Origin of the sequence: Caulobacter sp. 17J80-11 (assembly GCF_014349105.1) — a bacterium.
GTDB lineage: Bacteria > Pseudomonadota > Alphaproteobacteria > Caulobacterales > Caulobacteraceae > 17J80-11.
Genome location: NZ_JACSJI010000025.1, coordinates 12,878 through 32,848, shown reverse-complemented (window position 1 = coordinate 32,848; position 19,971 = coordinate 12,878). Strand labels below are relative to the sequence as shown.

At 70.3% G+C, this 19,971-nt stretch carries 25 protein-coding genes; 12 read left to right on the top strand and 13 right to left on the bottom strand.

Annotation, left to right across the window (positions count from 1 at the left end; all coding sequences use genetic code 11):
- Positions 1-123: 123 nt before the first annotated feature.
- Positions 124-654 (bottom strand): gamma carbonic anhydrase family protein, encoded by a 531-nt coding sequence (locus H8B08_RS18300; RefSeq protein ID WP_187451637.1) that lies wholly within the window; start codon positions 652-654, stop codon positions 124-126.
- A 315-nt stretch (positions 655-969) separates the two neighbouring features.
- On the opposite strand from H8B08_RS18300, the gene H8B08_RS18295 reads away from it, so the two are divergent.
- The gene (locus H8B08_RS18295) at positions 970-1,740 is read left to right on the top strand and encodes a PhoH family protein (RefSeq protein ID WP_187451636.1); all 771 of its coding nucleotides are present in this window, start codon (positions 970-972) and stop codon (positions 1,738-1,740) included.
- Positions 1,741-1,810: 70 nt separating this feature from the next.
- On the opposite strand, the gene H8B08_RS18290 is transcribed toward H8B08_RS18295, so the two are convergent.
- The 5 genes from H8B08_RS18290 to H8B08_RS18270 all read right to left on the bottom strand — a co-directional run bounded on the left by H8B08_RS18290 (position 1,811) and on the right by H8B08_RS18270 (position 5,258).
- A complete protein-coding gene (locus H8B08_RS18290; RefSeq protein ID WP_187451635.1) occupies positions 1,811-3,019 on the bottom strand; it encodes a cation:proton antiporter in 1,209 nt (402 codons plus the stop codon).
- Positions 3,020-3,116: 97 nt separating this feature from the next.
- Entirely contained in the window at positions 3,117-3,455 is a 339-nt protein-coding gene (locus H8B08_RS18285) for a cupin domain-containing protein (protein ID WP_187451634.1), read from the bottom strand.
- Between the two features lie 4 nt (positions 3,456-3,459).
- Positions 3,460-3,666, bottom strand: coding sequence for a DUF3126 family protein (locus H8B08_RS18280; protein WP_163260306.1), 207 nt, complete (start codon positions 3,664-3,666; stop codon positions 3,460-3,462).
- Between the two features lie 114 nt (positions 3,667-3,780).
- Entirely contained in the window at positions 3,781-4,599 is an 819-nt protein-coding gene (cysE, locus tag H8B08_RS18275; protein ID WP_187451633.1) for a serine O-acetyltransferase, read from the bottom strand.
- Between the two features lie 32 nt (positions 4,600-4,631).
- Entirely contained in the window at positions 4,632-5,258 is a 627-nt protein-coding gene (locus H8B08_RS18270) for an NUDIX domain-containing protein (RefSeq protein ID WP_370545530.1), read from the bottom strand.
- A 75-nt stretch (positions 5,259-5,333) separates the two neighbouring features.
- Between H8B08_RS18270 and H8B08_RS18265 the strand changes: the two genes are divergently transcribed.
- A complete protein-coding gene (locus H8B08_RS18265; protein WP_187451631.1) occupies positions 5,334-5,954 on the top strand; it encodes a nitroreductase in 621 nt (206 codons plus the stop codon).
- Here H8B08_RS18265 and H8B08_RS18260 read toward each other — a convergent pair.
- A complete protein-coding gene (locus tag H8B08_RS18260; RefSeq protein WP_187451630.1) occupies positions 5,939-6,838 on the bottom strand; it encodes a DUF817 domain-containing protein in 900 nt (299 codons plus the stop codon). The two genes, H8B08_RS18265 and H8B08_RS18260, sit on opposite strands and share 16 nt — an antisense overlap.
- 250 nt (positions 6,839-7,088) lie before the next feature.
- Entirely contained in the window at positions 7,089-7,550 is a 462-nt protein-coding gene (gene queF / locus H8B08_RS18255) for a preQ(1) synthase (RefSeq protein ID WP_187451629.1), read from the bottom strand.
- A gap of 131 nt (positions 7,551-7,681) precedes the next feature.
- Between queF and H8B08_RS18250 the strand changes: the two genes are divergently transcribed.
- From H8B08_RS18250 to H8B08_RS18240, 3 genes are all read left to right on the top strand, one after another.
- Positions 7,682-8,629, top strand: a complete 948-nt coding sequence (locus tag H8B08_RS18250) for a nitronate monooxygenase family protein (RefSeq protein WP_187451628.1) — start codon at positions 7,682-7,684, stop codon at positions 8,627-8,629.
- A 107-nt stretch (positions 8,630-8,736) separates the two neighbouring features.
- Complete coding sequence (locus tag H8B08_RS18245; RefSeq protein ID WP_187451627.1) at positions 8,737-9,414, top strand: TorF family putative porin; 678 nt, start codon at positions 8,737-8,739, stop codon at positions 9,412-9,414.
- A gap of 69 nt (positions 9,415-9,483) precedes the next feature.
- Positions 9,484-9,756 carry a MoaD/ThiS family protein gene (locus H8B08_RS18240; protein ID WP_187451626.1) on the top strand — a complete coding sequence of 91 codons (273 nt, stop codon included), beginning with the start codon at positions 9,484-9,486 and terminating at the stop codon, positions 9,754-9,756.
- A gap of 16 nt (positions 9,757-9,772) precedes the next feature.
- Here H8B08_RS18240 and H8B08_RS18235 read toward each other — a convergent pair whose 3' ends face one another.
- A complete protein-coding gene (locus tag H8B08_RS18235; RefSeq protein ID WP_187451625.1) occupies positions 9,773-11,113 on the bottom strand; it encodes a M20/M25/M40 family metallo-hydrolase in 1,341 nt (446 codons plus the stop codon).
- Positions 11,114-11,183: 70 nt separating this feature from the next.
- A complete protein-coding gene (locus tag H8B08_RS18230) occupies positions 11,184-11,711 on the bottom strand; it encodes a DUF4112 domain-containing protein (RefSeq protein WP_187451624.1) in 528 nt (175 codons plus the stop codon).
- A 114-nt stretch (positions 11,712-11,825) separates the two neighbouring features.
- Here H8B08_RS18230 and H8B08_RS18225 point away from each other — a divergent pair, with 114 nt between their 5' ends.
- From H8B08_RS18225 to meaB, 3 genes are all read left to right on the top strand, one after another.
- Positions 11,826-12,143 (top strand): heavy metal-binding domain-containing protein, encoded by a 318-nt coding sequence (locus H8B08_RS18225; RefSeq protein ID WP_163260318.1) that lies wholly within the window; start codon positions 11,826-11,828, stop codon positions 12,141-12,143.
- A gap of 63 nt (positions 12,144-12,206) precedes the next feature.
- Positions 12,207-13,196 carry an endonuclease/exonuclease/phosphatase family protein gene (locus tag H8B08_RS18220; protein WP_187451623.1) on the top strand — a complete coding sequence of 330 codons (990 nt, stop codon included), beginning with the start codon at positions 12,207-12,209 and terminating at the stop codon, positions 13,194-13,196.
- 52 nt (positions 13,197-13,248) lie between these two features.
- A complete protein-coding gene (meaB, locus tag H8B08_RS18215; RefSeq protein ID WP_187451622.1) occupies positions 13,249-14,229 on the top strand; it encodes a methylmalonyl Co-A mutase-associated GTPase MeaB in 981 nt (326 codons plus the stop codon).
- Between the two features lie 144 nt (positions 14,230-14,373).
- On the opposite strand, the gene H8B08_RS18210 is transcribed toward meaB, so the two are convergent.
- From H8B08_RS18210 to rlmJ, 3 genes are read right to left on the bottom strand one after another with little or no spacing between them, the layout of a single operon-like run.
- Entirely contained in the window at positions 14,374-14,823 is a 450-nt protein-coding gene (locus tag H8B08_RS18210) for a hypothetical protein (protein WP_187451621.1), read from the bottom strand.
- Positions 14,824-14,881: 58 nt separating this feature from the next.
- The gene (chrA, locus tag H8B08_RS18205) at positions 14,882-16,114 is read right to left on the bottom strand and encodes a chromate efflux transporter (RefSeq protein WP_187451620.1); all 1,233 of its coding nucleotides are present in this window, start codon (positions 16,112-16,114) and stop codon (positions 14,882-14,884) included.
- Between the two features lies 1 nt (position 16,115).
- The gene (gene rlmJ / locus H8B08_RS18200) at positions 16,116-16,949 is read right to left on the bottom strand and encodes a 23S rRNA (adenine(2030)-N(6))-methyltransferase RlmJ (protein WP_187451619.1); all 834 of its coding nucleotides are present in this window, start codon (positions 16,947-16,949) and stop codon (positions 16,116-16,118) included.
- A gap of 88 nt (positions 16,950-17,037) precedes the next feature.
- Here rlmJ and H8B08_RS18195 point away from each other — a divergent pair, with 88 nt between their 5' ends.
- From H8B08_RS18195 to H8B08_RS18180, 4 genes are all read left to right on the top strand, one after another.
- Positions 17,038-17,259: a hypothetical protein gene (locus tag H8B08_RS18195; RefSeq protein WP_187451618.1), complete on the top strand. Its 222-nt coding sequence runs from the start codon at positions 17,038-17,040 to the stop codon at positions 17,257-17,259.
- A gap of 17 nt (positions 17,260-17,276) precedes the next feature.
- On the top strand, positions 17,277-18,320 hold the full coding sequence (locus H8B08_RS18190) for a DNA topoisomerase IB (RefSeq protein WP_370545528.1): 1,044 nt from the start codon (positions 17,277-17,279) through the stop codon (positions 18,318-18,320).
- Positions 18,321-18,540: 220 nt separating this feature from the next.
- On the top strand, positions 18,541-18,930 hold the full coding sequence (locus H8B08_RS18185; protein ID WP_187451617.1) for a cytochrome-c oxidase: 390 nt from the start codon (positions 18,541-18,543) through the stop codon (positions 18,928-18,930).
- Positions 18,931-19,004: 74 nt separating this feature from the next.
- Positions 19,005-19,970 (top strand): DUF5996 family protein, encoded by a 966-nt coding sequence (locus H8B08_RS18180; RefSeq protein ID WP_187451616.1) that lies wholly within the window; start codon positions 19,005-19,007, stop codon positions 19,968-19,970.
- Position 19,971: the final 1 nt, after the last annotated feature.

Genomic DNA, 19,971 nt, shown 5'->3' with positions numbered 1-19,971 from the left:
CGTTCCGATCTGAGACGTCCACGTTGCGAATACCGAGGGCCGCCGCGCTTCCGGCTCGCCCCCTCCACCGCCTTCGGCGGTCCCCCTCCCCCGTTCCGCTGCGCTCCACAGGGGAGGAGACGCTCACCCCACCGTCTTCAAATCCCGCGCGTAGCGCTTCCAGTTCTCGACGTAGTGATCTGCCGACAGCTTAAGGAAGGCGATCTGCTCGGGAGTCAGTTGGCGCACCACGCGGCCGGGCGCGCCGACGACCAGGCTGTTGTCGGGGATCTCCTTGCCCTCGGGGATCAGGGCGTGGGCGCCGATCAGGCAGTTCTTCCCGATCTTGGCGCGGGCCAGAACGATGGCGCCGATGCCGATCAGGCTGTTGTCGCCGATCTCGCAGCTGTGGATCATCGCCATGTGGCCGACGGTGACGTCCTTGCCGATGGTCAAAGGCAGGCCGACGTCGGAGTGAAGCACCGAGCCGTCCTGGATGTTCGTATTCTCACCGATGGTGATCGGATCGTTGTCGCCGCGCACCACGGCCGAGAACCAGACGCTCGCGTTCTTTTCGAGAATCACGTCTCCTAGGACGGTCGCATTGGGCGCGATCCAGTAATCGCCCTCCGACGGCAACTGAGGTTGCTTGTCGCCCAACCGATAAACATTCATCCGAACACCCCGCAATTGACGTCTAACTGTCACTTAACCAGCCGATAACCACATGCCATCATTCTGACCATGTGGTTCGGCGGATCTGATTCGATCCAATGAAAGCACAGCGGCCGGCGCGATCCCCGCTCCGGTGCAGACCACGGAGTTCAGGGTGTCGCGCTCGGCCTTCCGACGGGACGATGGACCACTGAAGCCCCGGCTCGCAACCGAGCCGCCCGGCTTCGGCTCACCTGAGCGCCGATTCCTTGCGACCTGTTCGAAGGGCGACCGCACCGCGGTTCGCCCTTTTTTCATGCCCCGACGGAGGCTCCCATGACGAAACGTGCGCTCAAACGTTCGACCCGCGAAGGTTCGTTCAACGTCGCCGAGTTCGAAGACGCCAAAGTTCGGCGCCTGCCGGTGGAGCGGGGCTGGTCGCCGATGTCTGGAGAGCCGCAGCGGGGCGAACGACGCGACCAGTCGTACATGAAGACGCTGAAGCCGAAGTCCGAGGGCCAGGCGCGCCTGCTGGAGGCGATCGACGCCAAGAACCTGGTGATGGCGCTGGGGCCGGCCGGCACCGGCAAGACCTATCTGGCCATCTCCAAGGCGGTGGAGGCGCTGGAGGCCGGCCGCATCGACCGGATCGTGCTGTCGCGCCCGGCGGTCGAGGCCGGCGAGTCGATCGGCTTCCTGCCCGGAGCCATGGAGGACAAGCTGGCCCCCTACCTGCGCCCGCTCTACGACGCTCTGTCGGACCGGCTGTCGATGAAGCAGGTGCGCCACCTGATAGCCGACGGCGCGATCGAGATCGCTCCGGTCGGCTACATGCGCGGGCGCACGCTGAACAACGCCTTCGTGGTCATCGACGAGGCCCAGAACTGCACCTACACGCAGCTGAAGATGCTGCTGACCCGCCTGGGCTGGCACTCGACCATGGTGGTCACGGGCGACCCGAACCAGACCGACCTGCTGCCGGGCATGAGCGGACTGGCGGAGATCGCCGAGAAGCTGCAGGTGCTGCCGGACGTGTCGGTCGTGCGCCTGGCCGAGCAGGACATCGTCCGCCACCCGCTGGTGGCCAGCATGGTGGGGGTGATCTGAAGGGGCGAACCAGGGGGACCACGCGAAAGCGTGGTGAAGGGGGGCGCGGTCCGCGCTCCCCTTCTTCGTTTCAGGACGCCTCGACCGCCGCGGCGCGCGCCTCGGCCTTGCCGGCCAGCAGGTCGGCCAGCTTGAACACGAACGGGTTCAGCGCGATCGACAACAGGGCCGCGGCCAGGATCAGGTCGTGGGTCTGGCGGCTCATCACGCCCAGCGTCATTCCCACTGCGGCCAGCACGAAGGAGAATTCGCCGATCTGGGCCAGGCTGGCGGCGACCATGAAGCTGGCGCGGCGCTCCAGCTTGAACAGGGTGGTGATGACGAGCGCGGCGATCGACTTGCCGACCAGCACGATGGCCAGCACCGCCGCGACGGCCAGGGGCTCGCGCACCAGGATGGTCGGGTCGAACAGCATGCCGACCGAGACGAAGAACAGCACGGCGAAGGCGTCGCGCAGCGGCATGGCCCGCTCGGCGGCGTTGTGGCCCAGCGCCGAGCCGTTCAACACCAGGCCGGCGACGAAGGCGCCCAACGCGAAGGAGGCGCCGAACACGGCGTAGGCCAGGTAGGCGATGCCCAGCGCGATGGCCAGCACGCCGAGCGTGAACAGCTCGCGCGAGCGGGTGTGGGCGATGCGTACGAACACCCACGGCAGGACGCGCCCGCCGACCACGAACATCAGGGCGACGAAGGCGGCCACCTTCACCAGGGTCCAGCCGATGCTCATGCCGACCGCGACGGGATCGTAGGCGCCCTTGGCCTTGACCAGCAGCGGCAGGAGCACCAGGGCGATGACGATGACCAGGTCCTCGACCACCAGCCAGCCGACCGCCACGGCGCCGGTCTCGGTCTTGACCTGTTTGCGCTCCTCGAGCGCGCGCAGCAGCACCACGGTCGAGGCCACCGACAGGGCGAAGCCCAGCAGGAAAGACTCCAGCTGCGGCAGGCCCATGACCAACCCTAGCCCCCACCCCAGCGCGGTGGCGGCGGCGATCTGCACCAGCGCGCCCGGCAGGGCGACCTTGCGCACCCGCATCAGGTCCTGGGGCGAGAAGTGCAGGCCCACGCCGAACATCAGCAGGATGACGCCGATCTCGGCCAGCTGCGGGGCCAGCTCGGCGTCGGCGACGAAGCCCGGGGTGAAGGGACCGGCCGCGACGCCGGCCAGCAGGTAGCCCACCAATGGCGACAGCTTGAACCGCAAGGCCAACATGCCGAACACGAAGGCCAGCACGAAGGCGCCGACCAGGGTGAGGATCAGGCTGTCGGAATGCGGCATCGGGTCTCCTGCGATTGTGGGCGAGCCCCCGACTTGGCCTGCGAACGGCCAAGGCGCAACCCCTGCGGGATCGCTTTCCGCCTCTCCTACGGAGTTGTTATCTCGCCTTCTCCGGGCCGAAGAACACCACCCAGGTCGCGAAGTTCTCGCTCAGCCGGTCGAACCGGTGCGTCGCCCCAGCCGGCACAAACAGGGCGTCGCCCGCCTCGACATCGGCGATCTCGTCGCCGCGGTGCAGACGCGCCGAGCCGCGCGCGACGACGTAGAGCTCGTCGCGCGTGTGGGTCGATTCCTGCAGGTCGGCGCCCGGCGGCTTGTAGAATTCGAGGGTGAGGTCGCCGCGTTCGAACACCACGTCGAACGGCCGGTCGACCCCGCCGATCATGTCCATGGCGTCCCACAGGTCGAACTTCAGCGGTTCGCCCGGGTCCGCCACCGGATCAGTCCAGATCTTCGGCCAGGATGGCCATTTCGAACATGAACGAGCCGTCCTCGTCCTCGTCCTGGTAGACCACGCCGATGAACTCCTCGCCGATGTAGACCTCGGCGGAGTCCTTCTGCTTCGGGCGCGGCTTCAGGCCGATCTGGGCGTTGGCGAAGGTGCGCTTCAGGTGCGTTTCGATGCGCTGGATGTCTTTGTCGTTCACGTCGGACCTCGCCTCGGTTCGGGCGCACCGTTTAGGGCGGAACGCACGGGAGGGCAAACGCCGAAAGCCCGGCCCGCGCTCCCCAACTGGGGACAAGCGCGGCCGGGTTCCCGATCAGATCACGTAGTCGTAGGCCGCGTCCGACAGCGTCTGGTCCATCGTCTTGGCCGGCTCCTCGCACGAGGGGCAGTTGACGATGCGGGCCGGCACCCCGGCGGCGGTGCAGTGCGCCGGCACCGGCTTCAGCACCACCGAGCCCGAGGCGATCTTGGCGTAGTCGCCGATCTCGATATTGCCCAGCACCTTGGCGCCGGCGCCCAGCAGCACGCCCTTGCCGATCTTCGGGTGGCGGTCGCCCCGTTCGGCCCCCGTGCCGCCGAGCGTCACCCCGTGCAGCATGGAGACGTCGTCGCCGACCACCGCGGTCTCGCCGATCACGATGCCGGTGGCGTGGTCGATGAACACGCCTTTCCCGAAGCGCGCGGCCGGGTGGATGTCGACCTGGAACAGCTCCGACATGCGGCTCTGCAGGTGCAGGGCCAGGGTCTCGCGCCCCAGACCCCACAGCCGGTGGGCCACGCGGTGGATCTGCAGGGCCTGGAAGCCCTTGAAGAACAGGAAGGGCTGCAGGTAGCCCTTGGTCGCCGGGTCGCGCTCGAACACCGCGTGCAGGTCGGCTTCGGCCGCGCTCAGGCAGGCGGGGTCGGCGTAGGCCTGCTGGCAGATTTCGCGCACGGTCATGGCGTTCAGCTCGGCGTCGCCGAGCTTGCGGGCCAGCTGGAACGACAGGGCCGAGCCCAGGTCGTCGTGCGACAGCACCACGGCGTTCAGCAACGAGGCCAGGCTGGGCTCGGTGCGCGCGGCCGCGGCGGCCTCCTCGCGCAGGGCCGACCAGACCACCGAACCGCGCACGACTTCCAGGCGATGCGCCATCAATTCGCTCCTTCGGCCGTCAGGCCTGTCCGTCAGTCTAGCATGGCCCGGGCCAGCTCGCCCGGCAGCTCGCCTTCGCGGGCCATATGGTAGGCGCGCAGCACCGCCGCCACCGTCAACGAGTCCCGCACCTGTCCGGCCACCACCGCGTCCAGCAACGCGCGAAACGGCACGCGGGCGACGTCCAGCGCCTCGGTCTCGTCCGGCTCGACCTCGCCGTGGCTGAAGCCGGTGGCGAGGTAACACACGCCCCGCTCGTCGGTGATCGAGTTGGACAGCTCCATGCGCAGCATCTCGCGCCACTGGGCCGCCTCCAGGCCGGTCTCCTCGCGCAGCTCGCGGCGGGCGGCCTCCAGCGGCGGTTCGTCGAAGGGCGCGCCGCCCTCCGGAATCTCCCACGAGAAGTTGCGCAAGGGAAAGCGCTGCTGGCCGACCAGGGTGACGGTGCCGTCCTCGTGCAGCGGCAGGACGCCGACCGCGACGTTCTTGAACCGCACCACGCCGTAGTAGACGGGCCGCCCGGTGGGGGCGACCGCGTCGTGCTCGGTGACGCCGATCCAGGGGTTGTCGAAACTGACCCGCCCCTCCCCGCTGCGCCAGGCCGGCGGCCGCTCGCGGCCCACGGCCCAGGCCGGTTCGTCGGCGTCGTCGGGTTTCACGCGCAAAACCGCTTCCCACTTTTGCTGAACGCGCTATGTGCGCCGTGCCGACCCGTTCCGTCCAGAGAGCGCCAGATGTCCCTCGCCATCCTGCCCGCCGAGCCCGACCTGACCGACGCCCTGCCGGCCCAGCCCTCGCCCGAACGGCTGAAGGCGCTGGCGCTGCGCCGCTCCAGCTCGGCCCAGGCCCTGACCCAGCCCGGCCCCACGCCGGAGGAGCAGGCCGCCATCCTGCGCGTCGGCGCGCGCGTGCCCGACCACGGCAAGCTGACCCCCTGGCGCTTCATCGTCATCCCGCCGGCGGCCAAGACCGCGCTGGTCGAGCAGCTGAAGACCATCGCCGCCGGACGGCCGGACGCCGAGACCGCCAAGGCCAAGCTGGCCAAGCTGGCCGCCCCGCCCTTCACCGTGGTGGTGGTCTCCCAGCCCGCGCGCGACCACAAGATCCCGGCCTGGGAGCAGGAGCTGTCGGCCGGCGCGGTGTGCATGAACCTGCTGCACGCCGCCGACGCGCTGGGCTACGGCGGCAGCTGGATCACCGACTGGTACGCCTACGACGCCGACGCGGTGAAGCTGCTGGGGCTTGAGGACGGCGAGCGCGTAGCCGGCTTCGTCCACGTCGGCACGCAGGCCGCCGCGCCGTTGGAGCGGGCCCGCCCAGACCTGGGCGACGTGGTCAGCTACTGGGCGGGCTGAAGCTCAGGCTCCGGCTCGTACGCCTGCGGACGGTGCACCAGCGAGACCAGCACCACGCTGATGAACATCAGCAGATACCAGCTTCCGAGCTTGGCCAGCGAAACCAGCCGCCAGCCGCCCTCCTGCCCCGGATACAGCCAGGCGTGCGAGTAGGTGCCGACGTTCTCGGCGATCCAGATGAACAGGGCGACCAGGAACAGGCCCAGCAGGATCGGCATCCAGCGGGTCTTGCGGTCGGGCGTGAAGTGGAACCGCCCCCGCCAGAACATCAGCGCCGTCGCCCCGAAAAGAGCCCAGCGGACGTCCGGCAGCCAGTGGTGGCTGAAGAAGTTCACGTAGATGGCCGCCGCCAGCACCACCGTGGTCCACACCGGCGGGTAGTTGGTGAAACGGATGTCGAAGATCCGCCAGATGCGGGCGATGTAGCTGCCGACCGCGGCGTACATGAAGCCCGAGAACAGCGGCACGGCCCCGATCTTCAGCAGGCCCGGCTCCGGATAGATCCACGACCCGGCGCTGGTCTTGAACAGCTCCATGATGGTGCCGACCACGTGGAAGACGAAGATCACCCGCGCCTCCTCCCAGCTCTCCAGCTTGAGGAGCAGCATGGCGGCCTGGATGGTCACGGCGGCGATCACCAGGAAGTCGTAACGGGCGATCGGCGCCTGCTCCGGCCAGACGAAGCGGGTGGCGAACAGCAGGCCCAGCATCAGGGCGCCGAACACGCAGGCCCAGCCCTGCTTCAGCCCGAACATCAGGAACTCGAACGCCCAGCGCCCGACGCGGGTGCGGTCGGCGCGGGCCTGCAGGGCGGCGAGCAGCCGCCGGCCCCAGCGCTCGAGCGGCAGACGGGGTTCGTGGGCGGAGATCGGGGACTCGGTCATCCGGCCGAGCTTGGCGGGACGGCGGACCCACCACAATCCGTCACCTCAGGCGTGACCGCCCCACAATCTTCGTCACCCTCGGGCTTGTCCCGAGGGCCCAGGCTTCAGACACGCTGCCCCGAAGACTGATCGCACGACGAACGCCGCGCTCGTTCCTGACAAGGATGGAGTTCCGGACCGATGGGCCCTCGGGCCAAGCCCGAGGGTGACGATCCTTCGGTGGCTGTAGCGCTCGAAGGCCGGCGCCCCCTCACCCGCGCCCGCGGTAGGTCGGCACGCCCTGGTCGGGCAGCCACAGGCCTTCCGGGGCGGGGCCGGACTGCCAGAACACGTCGATCGGGATGCCGCCGCGCGGATACCAGTAGCCGCCGATGCGCAGCCACTTCGGGTTCAGCAGCTCGACCAGCCGCTTGCCGATGTAGACGGTGCAGTCCTCGTGGAAGGCGCCGTGGTTGCGGAAGCTCTGCAGGAACAGCTTCAGGCTCTTGGACTCCACCAGCCACTCGCCCGGCGCGTAGTCGATGACGATGTGGGCGAAGTCCGGCTGGCCGGTGACCGGGCACAGCGAAGTGAACTCCGGCGCGGTGAAGCGGGCCAGGTACAGGGTGTCGGCGTGCGGGTTGGGCACGCGCTCCATCACCGCCTGCTCGGGCGTGTCGAAGCCGCGGACCTGGCCGCCCAGTTGGGTGAGCTTGGAGACGTCGGTGGTCATGGCGGCGCAGTTAAGGGGTAAAGTCCGGCGGGAAAAGGTTTTTGACGTCGCGGCTTCCCCTACGTGCACTTTCCGGCCGCCGCGGCCCCGGTTATCGGTAGTCAAACGCAACCCGTTTCGGAGTCTCCGCCATGGCCATTCCCGCCCAGCTCGCACGCGGCCTGAAGCTGCCCGTGATCGCCGCGCCGATGTTCCTGGTGTCGGGGCCCGAGCTGGTGATCGAGACCTGCAAGGCGGGCGTGATCGGCACCTTCCCGGCGCTGAACCACCGCACCACCGAGGGCTACGCCTCGTGGCTGGAGCAGATCAAGGCGGCGCTGGGCCCCAACGACGCGGCCTATGGCGTGAACATCATCGTCCACCCGACCAACCCGCGGGTGATGGCCGACATGCAGGTGACGGTCGAGCACAAGGTGCCGCTGGTCATCACCTCGCTGGGCGCGGTGCGCGACGTGGTCGACGCCGTGCACTCCTACGGCGGACTGGTGTTCCACGACGTGACCAACCTGCGCCATGCGAAGAAGGCGGCCGAGGCGGGCGTCGACGGCCTGATCCTGGTCGCCGCCGGCGCCGGCGGCCACGCGGGCACCTGGAACCCGTTCGCCCTGGTCAACGAGATCCGCAGCTTCTTCGACGGCACGATCATCCTGTCGGGCTGCATGTCGACCGGCCGGGACGTGGCGGCCGCCGTGATGATGGGCGCGGACTTCGCCTATCTGGGCACCCGCTTCATCAACACCACCGAGGCCATGGCCCCGGACGCCTACAAGGACATGATCATCCAGGCGGGCGCGGCGGACATCACCTACACCCCGGCCATCTCCGGCATTCCGGCCAACTTCCTCACCGCATCGCTGATCGCCAACGGCCTGGACCCGAAGTCCATGCCCGACAAGTCCAAGGTCGACCTGGGCAAGGAGCTCGACCACGAGGTCAAGGCCTGGAAGGAAGTCTGGTCGGCCGGCCAGGGCGCTGGCTCGATCCACGACGTCGTGCCGGTGGCCGAACTGGTCGGGCGCCTGCGCCGCGAGTTCGACGAAGCGGCGGACCAGTTCGCCCGTCGATTTGCGGCGGCGTGAGGCCGCAGCGCCCTATCCAGTCGTCATCAAGTCGTCATAAAGGAACCCGGAGCTAAGTGCGGACTTTCCGGGGAGAGTCCGCCCCGATTCGAAGCCAGGGATCCCTCATGAAAGTCCTCGCCGTCGCCGCGATCGCGGTCTCCATCGCCGCGCCCGCCCTGGCCCAGGACAACGATTGGAAGATCTCCAGCGAGATCACGGCGACCACCGACTACATCTCCAAGGGCATCAGCAAGACGAACGGCGACCCGGCCCTGCAGGCCGGCTGGACCGCGGCGCGTGGCGACTTTTACGTCACCCCGTGGATCTCGAACGCCGACTTCGGTCCGGGGGCCGACGCCGAGGTGAAGCTGACCACCGGCTGGGCGCCGGAGGCCTGGGGCTACGAGTGGGACTGGGCGGTGATCGGCAAGGCCTTCCCGGGCACGGTGGCGGGCGTCGACGACACCATGGTCGAGTTCCAGGGCGCGGTTAAGCGCTCGATCGGCCCGGCCGACCTGCGCTTCCTGGTCAACTACACGCCCGACAACTACGGCGGCGCCGAGCAGGCCTGGTGGACCGAGGCCACCGGCGGCTGGAAGTTCTCTCCCAAGACCCGCGCCAGCGGCTCGGTGGGCTATCGCGAGCAGGACGGCGGCACGGACTACTGGGCCTGGAACCTGGGCGTGAACTACAAGCTGACCGACAAGCTGGCCGCCGACGTGCGCTACTACGACACCAACGGCCACGAGTTCGGCGAGGTCTACGACGCCCGCGTGGTCGGCGCGCTGAAGCTGCGCCTCTAGGGCCCTTCCGCTCTCCAGGAACAAACAGCCGAGCTTGGGCGTTCCCTCTCCGGCAGAGGGGGAACAGCCATGAACCGCGCCTCAGTTGCAGCCATCATCCTCGCCGGCGGCCTCGCCGGCGCCTGCGCCAGCCACATCACCGAGGTGCAGGCCGGCATGACCGAGAGCGCCGTGATCGACGCGCTCGGCAAACCCGACACCCGCGAGATCCAGGGCCGGCTGACCGAGCTCACCTACGAGCGCCACGCCGTGTCCGGCTGGCGGATCCGCCGGGACGACTATTTCGTGCGCCTGAACGACGGCAAGGTCGTCGCCTTCGGCCCCACCGACCAGCGGCACTGAGCCGAAGGCGCGCGCCTCAGCGCTTTTCCTGCGACAGGCGGTACATCAGCACCGCCATGCGCTTGGCCTGCAGCGGCAGGCTGGTCAGGTCGACCCGCTCGCCCGGCGCATGCGCGCCCGTGCCGGCCGCCCCGACCCCGGCCAGGCCGGGCACGAACGGAGCCACGTGCGAGATGTCGCCCGCCCCGCGCTTGGACGGGTCCAGCTCCGGCATCTCCGGCAGGCCCAGGTCGCGGTTGACGCCGTTCAGCTCGCCCAGCACCGCCCGGTTGGCCTCGGTCGGGGCCATGGCCGGATAGCCTTCCTCGAAGGTGATCTCCGCCTCGGTCCCGGGCAGGTGGCGCCTCACGATCTCACGCATCTTGGCCCGCGCCCGCTCGGTCTGCTCGTCGGTCAGGGTGCGCAGGTCTCCGCGCGCGATGGCGGCGGCTGGAATAATGTTGTCCTTGCCGGTGGCGGTCACGGCGGTTTCGTCGGCGTTGAACGCCGCGCTCGCCCCGCCGCCGGCTACGCCGACGTTGTAGGTCAGGTAGGGCTCCGGCAGCTCCTTGCGGAAGTCCGAAAGGATCCGGGCCAACTCGTAGATCGCGCCGTCGCCGACCTCCGGCTTGAAGATCCCGGACGAGTGGCCGGACTTGGCGCTGACCTTCAAGGTCCAGTCCGACGAGCTGCGCCGCGCGATCGAACCCCAGTCCTTGCCTTCGGAGCGCACCAGCGCCTCGTACTCCAGCGCCACGTCGCTGGCCTTGCCGGCTGCGATCAGGTCGGCGCGGGCGGTCGCCAGCGGCGTGCCCGAACGCTCCTCGTCGCCGGTCAGCACGATGACGATGTTGGCGTCCTTCAGGGCGCCGGCGGCCTTCATGGCGCGCAGGGCCTCGACCATGACCACCAGGCCGCCCTTCATGTCGCTGGTCCCCGGGCCTTCCGCCCAGTCGCCCTCGCGCTTGAACTTCTGGAACGGGCTCGACGGCTCGAACACCGTGTCCATGTGGCCGATCAGCAGGAGCCGCTTCGCGCCCTTCTTGCCCTTGTGCTCGGCGATTAGGTGGCCGGCGCGGCCGACCGCGTCCTGGTTGACCCAGCGCACCTCGAAGCCCAGCGGCTCCAGCTCGGCCTTCATCATGCGCCCGACTTCCCGGACGCCTTCCAGGTTCATGGTGCCGCTGTTCACGTCCACCAGACGCTGCAGCAGGACGTAGGAGGCCTCGGTGTTGGCGTCGACCGTGGCGGTCATGCGCGCCTCGATCGCGGAAGCGCCGTGCGACGCCGCCGCGGCCTTCGCGAAGGGCGACGCCAGGGCCGGCGTGCCTACGCCGATCGCCGCCACCAAAGCCAGAACCGCCCCCGCCGCGCGCATGTTGAGTCTCCACCGTTCAGGCGAGACCATGACGCCGAGCGGGGCCGCAGACAATCGGGTAGCGGAAGTCTCAGCCCACCGGGGCCGGCGCGGGCACGCCGCCGGCGACCCCGCCGCCCAGGAACACCACGCGCTTCTTCCGATTGGCGCGCATGTCGGCCAGGTGCTGCTCCACCCGCCCGCCGGCTCGCGCGCCGGCCAGGCTCTCGCCCACCCAGTGGGTGCGCTCGATCTCCTTCTGGATCGCACGGGACGCGTACAGGTGGCCCTGGAAGAACACGTCCAGGATGGCGCTGAGGAAGGGCACCGCGCCCATCACCGTGTCGAGCAGCAGGTAGATCGCCACCCGGATCAGGGTCCAGGCCGAGGCGTGCGCCCGGATCGCGTGGTAGACGAGGAAAAGCCCCGCCCCCCAGGTGTAGACGGTGCTGGCCGCGACGCCGACCGGCGCGGCGACGCCGCTGGCGGTGGTCATGGCGATCAGGCCGTCCAGGCCGATGCCGAAGGGCCCCAGGCCGATCACCCGGTCGGACACCTTGCGGACCCCGTCCACCGCCGACCAGGACTGTTCGACCTCGCTCAAGGAACGCGCGCGCATGGTTCCTCCATAGCCCGTCCGGTCCCCGCCAGGACAGGCGTCACCTTAACGCAAGCGCGGGCATAAGCGATCCTCGTTACCCGAATCTCTGGCCACGAATCTCAGGAGAGACCGATGATCGTCAGCACCACCCCCACCATCGAAGGCAAGCCGGTCCGCGACTACCTCGGCGTCGTCACCGGCGAGGCCATCCTGGGCGCCAACATTTTCCGCGACTTCTTCGCCGGCATCCGCGACGTGATCGGCGGCCGCTCGGGGTCCTACGAGCAGGTGCTGCGCCAGGCGCGCGACGCCGCCCTGGCCGAAATGCAGGCCGAAGCGGCCAAGAAGGGCGCCGACGCGGTGGTCGGCGTCGACCTCGATTACGAAACCGTCGGGCAGGGGACGATGTTGATGGTCACTGTATCCGGTACGGCAGTACGCTTGGGGTGATGTGAAGTGTCCGGCGCGGCGAGTGGTGGCGGCGGGGGCGGTAAGGGCGGGAAGAAGCTGAAGATGCCGGGGCTGCTGGGCCTCGTGCTCGGCAGCAAGCTGGGTCTGGTGGGGCTGATCGCGGCCTCCGGCGTATGGCTCAGCGACATGCACCCCGGGTTTGCGCTCAGCAAACAGTTCGCCGGTCCCGCCTTCGTCCTCGCCCTCGTCGGCGCCGTCCTGGCCAAGGTCATGGGCCGCGCCCGCAGCCTCATGGCCTTCCTCGCCGCCGCGGCCCTGCTGCTGGCCCCGCTGGGCCGGCAGTGGCTGCCCTCGGCCCCCGCGGCCGAGGCGGGCGCGAAGCCGGTGCGCGTCTACTTCGCCAACCTGTGGGTGAAGAACGACCAGCTCGACGACGCCGCGCGCTCCATCGCCGACGCCCAGCCCGACGTCGTGGCCCTGGTCGAGGCGGCCGAGCCGCAGCTGCGCCAGTCCCGACGCATCTTCGAAGACTATCCCTACGTGATCGGCGGCGGCCGTCGCGGCGACATGTCGGGCAACCTGATCGCCTCGCGCTGGCCGCTGGAGCGCATGCGCGGGCGCAATCAGGACGGACTTTCGGTGGTCGAGGCCATGGTCCACGCGCCTGGGCGCCAGTTCCGCCTGGTGGTGGTGCACCTGACCCGGCCCTGGCCCTTCACCGACGACCAGGCCCAGCGCGCCCAGCTGGAGCGGCTGGTCCAGCGGATCCGCGACGAAGGACTGCCGGAACGGACCGTGGTGGTGGGCGACTTCAACTCGACCCTCAGCGGCGACCTGCTGCAGCAGTTTCAGCAGGACGCCGGCCTGACGGCCGCGCCGGCCCGGGTCGGCACCTGGCCGGCCATGCTGCCCGGCGTGCTGCGGCTGGGTATCGACAACGTGTTCGTCAGCGAGGACCTGACGGTGGTGAATCGGGCGGTCGGCGAGGCCAACGGCTCCGACCACCGGCCGCTGGTGTTCGAGGTCGCCCCGGCCGTGCGCCGTCACCAGGACGAGGACGGCCCCTACCGCCGGTTCCAGGCCGGGTTCTGAGCGCCGTCGCCAGCGCCTTCGACTTAGACCCGAACCGCGCTAAAGCCCGGCCATGACCGCTCCCGATCCCAGCGTCCTGGCCGAGCGCGTGCGCGCGGGCGACCGCACGGCGCTGGCCCGCGCCATCACCCTGGTCGAATCCAACCGCGCCGATCACCGCCGCGCCGCCCGCGAGCTGCTGGAGATTCTGGCCCCCGACGCCGGCCGCGCCCAGCGGCTGGGCGTCACCGGCGTGCCGGGCGCTGGCAAGTCGACCACCATCGAGGCCCTGGGCTGCAACCTGGTCGAAGCCGGCCGCAAGGTGGCGGTGCTGGCGGTCGACCCCTCCTCCACCCGCACCGGCGGCTCCATCCTGGGCGACAAGACCCGCATGGCCCGCCTGGGCGCCGAGGCCGACGCCTTCATCCGCCCTTCGCCGTCGGGCGGGGCGCTGGGCGGGGTCGCCCGCAAGACCCGCGAGGCCATGGCGCTGTGCGAAGCGGCCGGCTTCGACGTGGTGATCGTGGAGACCATGGGCGTCGGCCAGGCCGAAACCGCCGTGGCCGACATGGTCGACTTCTTCCTGGTCGTGCTGATCCCCGGCGGCGGCGACGAGCTGCAGGGCATCAAGAAGGGCGTGATCGAGCGGGCGGACGCCATCCTGATCAACAAGGCGGACGCCGACCCGGACAAGGCGCGCCGCGCGCAGCGCGACTACCGCGCCGCCCTGCACCTGCTCACGCCCGAGCTGCCCGACTGGACCCCGCCGGTGCTGACCGCCTCGGGCCTGCTCAACCAGGGCCTGGACGAGGTCTGGGCCACAGTCATGCGCCACCGCGAGGTGATGAGCGCGAACGGCGCGCGCGCGCGCCGGCGGTCCGAGCAGGACGCGCGCTGGATGTGGGCGGTGGTGGCCGACGGCCTGGAAGCCCTGCTGCGCGCCTCCCCCGCCGTGGCCGCGATCGCGCCGCAGCTGGAACGGGCGGTGCGCGACGGGAAGACGCCGCCGTCCGCCGCAGCCGAGCGGCTGCTGGAGGCTTTTGCTGCGAAATAGATCTCCCCCTCTGGGGGGAGGAGCCGCCTTAAGCGGCGATGGGGGGCTCGCCCTGGCGCGACGGAATCCGCTGCGCCAAGCTGGAGCCCCCTCCGCCACCCTTCGGGTGGTCCCCCTCCCCCAGCGCTTCGCTAGGGGGAGGAATTAAACCGTCGCCTTCGGCCCGGTCGGCTTCTTGCGCGGCGCCTTGGCGGCGGCGATCACGTCGGCCACGGCGGCCTTCACCGCTTCCGCGTCGGAGTGCAGGGGCGCGGTCTCCAGCGCCGCCACGGCGTGCACGTCGGCGGCGACTTCGGAGACGTCGGCCGGGGGCGGGACCGGCGCCTGCAGCACCGGCTCGATCGTCTTCGGCGCCGGCGCCGGCGAGACGGTCTGCGGGGCGGAGGTCACCTCGATGCGGCGGGCGCTCGGCGCGGCGGGCGCGAACACGGAGCGCGGCGCGCGGGTCCAGGCGGTGGCCCACCACCAAGCCATTCCGGCGCCCGCTGCGGCCAGAAACGGCGCGTACAGCGGCAGGGCGGCGGCGGCTAGGCCGTAGCGCAGCAGACCTTCGTTCGGCAGGGGACGATCGGCGGACGGGGCGGACCAGGCCATCGGACTCTCCTTCGCAGGCGCGGCAGTTTGCTGCGATGCAGCATAACACGGTTCCGGCTCAGGCCAAGCCGAGCCGCCCCCACGCCCATCCGGCGGCCGCGCAAAGGGTCAGCGTGCGCAACACCCCCCAGCGCAGACCGAAGGTCGCCAGCAATCCGATGGCCGTAAGAGCGGCGGCGGGGATCTCCAGCGCCCCCTCCTCCCCGATCAGCAGCCGCCCGCAGAACCACACGCCCAGCGACGCGATGACTCCCACGACAGCCGCACCGACGAACCGCAGCGCGCCGCTCAGCCGGGCCGAGGCCCGCAGCCGCTCCACGTGCGGCGCGCCGGCGAAGATCCACAGGAAGGACGGCGCGAAGATCGCCCAGCCGGCGACCAGCGCCCCCGTCCCGGCCCACAGCCAGGACAGCCCGGCCGGCGCGGTGTTCCAGCCGCCGACGAAGCCCACGTACACCAGCACCAGGATCAGCGGCCCGGGCGTGGTCTCCGCCAGGCCTAGGCCGTCCAGCATCTGGTCCGCGTCCAGCCAGCCAAACACGTTCACGGCCGCGTCCTTGGCGTAGGCCAGGGCCGCGTAGGCGCCGCCGAAGCTGAAGGCCGCCAGCCGGCTGAAGAAGCCGCCCATCTCCGCCAGGCTGCTCTGCGCCCCGAACAGCAGGCCGATCCCGACCAGCGGGACCAGCCAGACCGCCGTCCAGACCAGCACGGTCACGAGGGTCGGCCCCCACTTCACCGGGGCCGCCGCCTCGGTCTGCGCGCCACGCGGCGCGAGCACGAAGCCGAGCAGGCCCGCGGCGATCACCACCAGCGGGAACGGCGCGGCAAACAGGGTCATGGCCACGAAGGCGACCCCGGCCACGGCGGCCACGGGCCAGCCGGTCAGACTGCGCGAGGCCACCCGGATCAGGGCCTGCAGCAGGATCCCGACCACCGCCGCCTTGACGCCCAGCATCACCGCCTGCGCGTCCGGCACGTCGCCGATCGTGACGTAGGCGGCGCTGAGCGCCACGATGACGGCGAAGCCCGGCAGGACGAACAGCAGGCCCGCCGCCAAGCCGCCGCGCACGCCGTGCAGCAGCCAGCCGAGATAGGTCGCCAGTTGCTGGGCCTCAGGCCCGGGCAGCAGCAGGCAGAAGCTCAGCGCGTGCTGGAAACGGGCCTCGTCGAACCAGGCCCGGCGCTCGACCACCTCGCGGTGCAGAAGCGCGATCTGGCCGGCCGGGCCGCCGAATCCGAGCACGCCGACCTTCAGCCAGACGCGCAGGGCTTCGGCGAAGCTCGGTTTCATGTCAGCCGCCGACGGACCAGAGCTTGGCCTTGCCGCCCCGCTCGCCCAGAGCCTCGACCACGAAATCGCCGATCGCCTGCAGGTCGGCCGCGGCCCCGGCCGGCGGGTTCACCACGGCCATGACGCAGCCGTTCATCTTCATCGGATCGACCAACGGGCGCAGGCGCACCTCGGCCAGCAGGGTCTTCGGCGGCTCGATAGCCTCCAGCCGGCGCACGAAGGCGTCGAAGGTCTCCAGGTCCTTCAGAGGCAGCCAGATCGCCACCACCGCCTCGGGGCGGGCGCGCAGCACGTCGTGCACGGCCTCGACCACGCGGACATAGTCGTCGGCGCGCTCGAACGGCGGGTCGATCAGCAGGAACATCCGCCCGCGGGTCTGGCGTGCGACCTTCGCCGCCTGCTCGTAGCCGTCGGCGGCCCGCGCCTCGGCCGGCTTGCGCGCGGCGGCCACCACCTCGGCCAGGTCGGCGTGCACGTCCTCGCGCAGTTCGCACGCGACGTAGCGGTCCTGCGGACGCAGGGCGTCCAGGATCAGGGCCGGCGAGCCGGGATAGACCTTCACCCCGCCCTTCGGATTGCGCGCCTTCACGGCGGCGACCAGGGCGTCGAACACCGGCGGAGTCTGAGCCGCCATCAACCGCGCCACCCCCTGCTCCGCCTCGCGCGAACGGACCTGGGCGGGGTCGGTCAGGTCGTAGAGGCCCGCGCCCGCATGAGTGTCGACCACGGTCAGGGGGGACGGCTCCGCCATGAGGGTCGCCAGCACCCGCGTCAGGGCGGCGTGCTTGACCAGATCGGCGAAGTTTCCGGCGTGGAAGGCGTGGCGATAGTTCACGCGCGCCTCCTCGCCTCGCCCGCGACGCGCGTCAAGTTGGAACCGGCGCCCTCGACGGCGGTTGCTGCTGGGCAACCGGAGCCGTGACATGGAAGAGACCGCCTACGAAGGCGACATGATGAAGTGGCGCTTTGGCGACGACGTCGGCCTGACGCGCCTGGGCGCCACCTTCACCCCCAAGGGCGCGGTCGAACGGCACAGCGGGCCGATGATGCCGGCCTATTCCGGTCAGTTTATGGGCCTGCGCGCCACCGCCCCGAAGGTGCGGCCGAAAAAATCTAAGCCCGCCGGCGAGCCGAAGGCCCACTGACGCCCTAAATCCAGCGCGTGCCCGAGTCCCTGGACCTGGTCTATGTCGACGACCTCGGCCCCGGCATCCGCCGTCGCCGGGCCGGCTCGGGATTCAGCTATCGCGGTCCCGACGGCGAGACGGTGCGCGATCCCGACACGCTGGGGCGCATCCGCCGCCTGGCCATCCCCCCGGCCTGGGAGGACGTCTGGATCTGTCCGGACCCGCGCGGCCACATCCAGGCCACCGGCCGCGACCAGAAGGGCCGCAAGCAGTACCGCTATCACCCCGACTGGAGCGCCGCCCGGGCCGAGACCAAGTACGGGCGCATGGCCGCCTTCGGCCAGGCCCTGCCGCAGGTGCGCGAGCGGATCGACGCCGACCTGGGCCGGCGCGGCCCGGTGCGCGAGAAGATCCTGGCCACCGTCGTGCGCCTGCTGGAGCTCACCCTGATCCGGGTCGGCAATCGCGAGTACGCGCGGGCGAACCGCAGCTACGGTCTGACCACCCTGGAGAAGCGCCACCTGGACGTTGACGGCTCGGCGCTTGCTTTCCACTTCAAGGGCAAGAGCGGCGTGCACCACCAGACCAGCGTGCGCGACCGGCGCCTGGCCCGCATCCTGCGCGACCTGCAGCACCTGCCCGGCCAGCACCTGTTCAAGTACCGCGACGAGGAAGGCGCGCTGGTGTCCGTCGAGTCCGCCGACGTCAACGCCTACATCCGCGAGATCGCCGGCGAGGAGTTCTCGGCCAAGGACTTCCGCACCTGGGCCGGCACGGTCTCGGCCGCCCGCGCCTTGCGCCTGGAGCCGCCGCCCTCCACCAAGACCGAGGCCAAGCACGTGGTCACCCGCTGCGTGAAGGCGGTCTCCGGCGTGCTGGGCAACACGCCCGCCGTCTGCCGCTCGGCCTACGTCCACCCAGCCGTGCTTGAGGCCTACGTCGACGGCCGCCTGGCTGAGGTCCTGCCCGATCCCGAAGCGGACGAGTTCGAGGCGGAGCTGATCAAGCTGCTGGAGGCGGATCCTTCTCCCCTTGAGGGAGAAGGACGGAGCCCGCGCACCGGAGCCCGAAGGGCGTAGGTCCGCGCGGGAGGATGAGGGGTCGCGCCGACCTTCCCCCCCGCCTCGACCTTCGCCAGGTTACGGAGGCGTAGCGAAACCCCTCATCCTCCCGCGCAGGCATGCGGGCTGACGCCCTCCGGCGCGCGGGCCCGTCCTACTCCCTCAAGGGGAGAAGGAAACTTGACCCCCGCCGCGAACCGGGAGAACACCGGTCCGTCAATCGGGGGATTGGGACGACATGAAACGTATTTCCGACCGCTTTCTGCAGCTGGGCGTGCTGGCCGCGCTGACCGGCATGACCCTCGGCGTCTACATGGGCGCGACCCAGAACTTCACCCTGTCGCCGGTGCACGCCCACATCAACCTGCTGGGCTGGGTGTCGATGGTGCTTTACGGCCTGTTCTACCGCGCCTTCCCGCAGGCCGGTCAGACCAAGCTGGCCGTCGTGCACTTCTGGGTCGCCGTGCTGGGCTTCCTGATCATGGTGCCGTCGCTGGCCGCGGAGATCCTGGGCCACACCGAAGTCGCGCCGGTGCTCGGGGTCGCTTCGGTCGTCGTGCTGCTGTCGATGGCCATCTTCGTGGTCGTCGTGTTCAAGGCCACCTCGGCGAAACCCGCCACGGCCTGATTTTACAACGGCTCCGCTCGCGAGGCGGCGGAGCCTCGGGCATAAATGGCGGCGTTCTTCGAAAGGACGCCGCCATGGCCCGCCTCGCCCGCGACCCCGCCGTCTGGCCGCAGCTGCGCTACGCGGACTGGGCCGACACGGTCGAGACCCTGCACATGTGGACCCAGGTGGTCGGCAAGGTGCGGCTGGCCTACGCCGCGCCGGTGAACCACTGGTGGCACGTCACCCTCTATCCGGACGAGCGCGGCCTCACGACCGGGCCCGTGCCCTGCGGCGACCGCTGGTTCGAGGCGACCTTCGACTTCGTCGAGCACCGGCTGGTGGTGCGCACCGACGCCGGCGAGGAGTGGTCCAAGCCGCTCAAGCCGCGCACCGTCGCCGACTTCTACGCCAAGCTGATGAAAGGCCTGCGCGGCCTGGGGCTGGAGCCGCACGTGTGGACCACGCCGTGCGAAATTCCCAACCCGATCCCGTTCGAGAAGGACGAACTGCACCACGCCTACGATCCGGCGGCGGCCGAGCGCTTCCACCGCGTGCTGCTGAGCGCGCGGCGGGTGATGGACCGCTTCCGCGGGGAATTCCTCGGCAAGGCCAGCCCGACGCACTTCTTCTGGGGCGGTTTCGACCTGGCCTCGACCCGCTTCTCCGGCCGCACGGCGCCGCATCACGGCCCGGTGCCCAACACCCCCGACCGCATCGTGCAGGAGGCCTATTCGCACGAGTGCTACAGCGCCGGCTTCTGGCCGGGCTCGCCCCAGGCCGACGCCATGTTCTACGCCTACGCCTATCCGGAGCCGGCCGGCTTCAACATGGCCGACGTGCAGCCCGAGGGCGCGCGCTACGAGACGAGCCTGGGCGAATTCGTGCTGCCCTATGGAACGCTGAGGGCCGCGCCCGATCCGGACGCGGCCCTCCTGGCCTTCCTGCAATCCACCTACGACGCGGCCGCAGAACTCGGCGACTGGGACCGCGCGGCGCTGGAGCGCCAGGCCCACATCCCGCCCCCGTCCGAGCGGGCCACGCCGCACCTGAACGCGTAAG

What these genes read in the sequence shown, in the direction of transcription:
- H8B08_RS18185 (WP_187451617.1), top strand. Translation starts at nt 18,541, where the DNA reads ATGAAACGTATTTCCGACCGCTTTCTGCAGCTGGGCGTGCTGGCCGCG.
- H8B08_RS18240 (WP_187451626.1), top strand. Translation starts at nt 9,484, where the DNA reads ATGAACCGCGCCTCAGTTGCAGCCATCATCCTCGCCGGCGGCCTCGCC.
- chrA (WP_187451620.1), bottom strand. Translation starts at nt 16,114, where the DNA reads ATGAAACCGAGCTTCGCCGAAGCCCTGCGCGTCTGGCTGAAGGTCGGC.
- H8B08_RS18225 (WP_163260318.1), top strand. Translation starts at nt 11,826, where the DNA reads ATGATCGTCAGCACCACCCCCACCATCGAAGGCAAGCCGGTCCGCGAC.
- cysE (WP_187451633.1), bottom strand. Translation starts at nt 4,599, where the DNA reads ATGGCGCATCGCCTGGAAGTCGTGCGCGGTTCGGTGGTCTGGTCGGCC.
- meaB (WP_187451622.1), top strand. Translation starts at nt 13,249, where the DNA reads ATGACCGCTCCCGATCCCAGCGTCCTGGCCGAGCGCGTGCGCGCGGGC.
- queF (WP_187451629.1), bottom strand. Translation starts at nt 7,550, where the DNA reads ATGACCACCGACGTCTCCAAGCTCACCCAACTGGGCGGCCAGGTCCGC.
- H8B08_RS18300 (WP_187451637.1), bottom strand. Translation starts at nt 654, where the DNA reads ATGAATGTTTATCGGTTGGGCGACAAGCAACCTCAGTTGCCGTCGGAG.
- H8B08_RS18180 (WP_187451616.1), top strand. Translation starts at nt 19,005, where the DNA reads ATGGCCCGCCTCGCCCGCGACCCCGCCGTCTGGCCGCAGCTGCGCTAC.
- H8B08_RS18195 (WP_187451618.1), top strand. Translation starts at nt 17,038, where the DNA reads ATGGAAGAGACCGCCTACGAAGGCGACATGATGAAGTGGCGCTTTGGC.
- H8B08_RS18265 (WP_187451631.1), top strand. Translation starts at nt 5,334, where the DNA reads ATGTCCCTCGCCATCCTGCCCGCCGAGCCCGACCTGACCGACGCCCTG.
- H8B08_RS18260 (WP_187451630.1), bottom strand. Translation starts at nt 6,838, where the DNA reads ATGACCGAGTCCCCGATCTCCGCCCACGAACCCCGTCTGCCGCTCGAG.
- H8B08_RS18245 (WP_187451627.1), top strand. Translation starts at nt 8,737, where the DNA reads ATGAAAGTCCTCGCCGTCGCCGCGATCGCGGTCTCCATCGCCGCGCCC.
- H8B08_RS18250 (WP_187451628.1), top strand. Translation starts at nt 7,682, where the DNA reads ATGGCCATTCCCGCCCAGCTCGCACGCGGCCTGAAGCTGCCCGTGATC.
- H8B08_RS18290 (WP_187451635.1), bottom strand. Translation starts at nt 3,019, where the DNA reads ATGCCGCATTCCGACAGCCTGATCCTCACCCTGGTCGGCGCCTTCGTG.
- H8B08_RS18210 (WP_187451621.1), bottom strand. Translation starts at nt 14,823, where the DNA reads ATGGCCTGGTCCGCCCCGTCCGCCGATCGTCCCCTGCCGAACGAAGGT.
- H8B08_RS18220 (WP_187451623.1), top strand. Translation starts at nt 12,207, where the DNA reads ATGCCGGGGCTGCTGGGCCTCGTGCTCGGCAGCAAGCTGGGTCTGGTG.
- H8B08_RS18295 (WP_187451636.1), top strand. Translation starts at nt 970, where the DNA reads ATGACGAAACGTGCGCTCAAACGTTCGACCCGCGAAGGTTCGTTCAAC.
- H8B08_RS18235 (WP_187451625.1), bottom strand. Translation starts at nt 11,113, where the DNA reads ATGCGCGCGGCGGGGGCGGTTCTGGCTTTGGTGGCGGCGATCGGCGTA.
- H8B08_RS18230 (WP_187451624.1), bottom strand. Translation starts at nt 11,711, where the DNA reads ATGCGCGCGCGTTCCTTGAGCGAGGTCGAACAGTCCTGGTCGGCGGTG.